This is a genomic window from Virgibacillus sp. AGTR, from assembly GCF_016919725.2.
In the GTDB taxonomy this organism is placed as follows: domain Bacteria; phylum Bacillota; class Bacilli; order Bacillales; family Amphibacillaceae; genus Virgibacillus; species Virgibacillus salarius.
This window is the reverse complement of sequence record NZ_JAJERH010000176.1, coordinates 1-808: the sequence shown is the minus strand read 5'-3', so window position 1 is coordinate 808 and position 808 is coordinate 1. Positions and strand designations below refer to the sequence as shown.

Genomic DNA, 808 nt, shown 5'->3' with positions numbered 1-808 from the left:
GGCAATATCCATTACATTCTCAATCTGACGCTCAGCATTCTTAATGTATCAATAAATAAAGCATTCAATAAAAAGATTGGAAGGATGATAAGAATGGCAAAGATAGAAACTGAGCCACGCTCTCCTTTAAAAAATTTTTTCATCACGTCATCCCCGATCATAGTAATTAATCATGTAGTTTGCTTTTAAGATATCTATTGAACTTCATCTATGCTAAATTCCCATTCAGCCATGGTAAAAATTTGGTCCCATTTTGTCCCAAATGCAAAATGGTAGTTATCAAATTTATCGATATCAAACACAAAATCGCCTGTAACTGAATCCCCTGGTGCAATTTCTCCTTCTATAATTTCAATGCCTGAAGTTTCTTGAAGAAATTGATTATCTACAGGCCCTTCATATTGATTTGTTCCCATTTCTCCAAGGCTAGGACTAAAAATATCTTCTGCCTTAAGTGGTTGATCATCAATATTTTTAATGGTGACATTAACTACTGCGAAGGTTTCATTAAATAATTTAATCTCGTCTATATCTCGAAAATGTATTTCATTTAAAGTAGCCTCATAGGTATATCTTTCTTCTGAACTTACTACAGTGCCTGCATCACCAATCTGAAGGCCAGACTGGTTTTCAATATGTTCATCCTTGTTTTCAACTTGATTACCTTCATCAGAATCCACTTCTTCAGACGTATCAGTATTATCTTGATCATTTTGTTGCTCTGTATCAGTCGTTTGATTAGTTTGTTCTGTTGTCTCATCATTAGAGCAAGACGCTAAAAACAAACTTATTATAATTAGTATACAAA

The 808-nt window shown here is 33.5% G+C and carries 1 protein-coding gene; it reads right to left on the bottom strand.

Annotated elements, in window-relative coordinates; translation table 11 throughout:
- Positions 1–194: 194 nt before the first annotated feature.
- A partial coding sequence (locus JUJ52_RS23110; protein WP_228089253.1) for a DUF4352 domain-containing protein occupies positions 195–808 on the bottom strand: 614 nt, incomplete at its 5' end.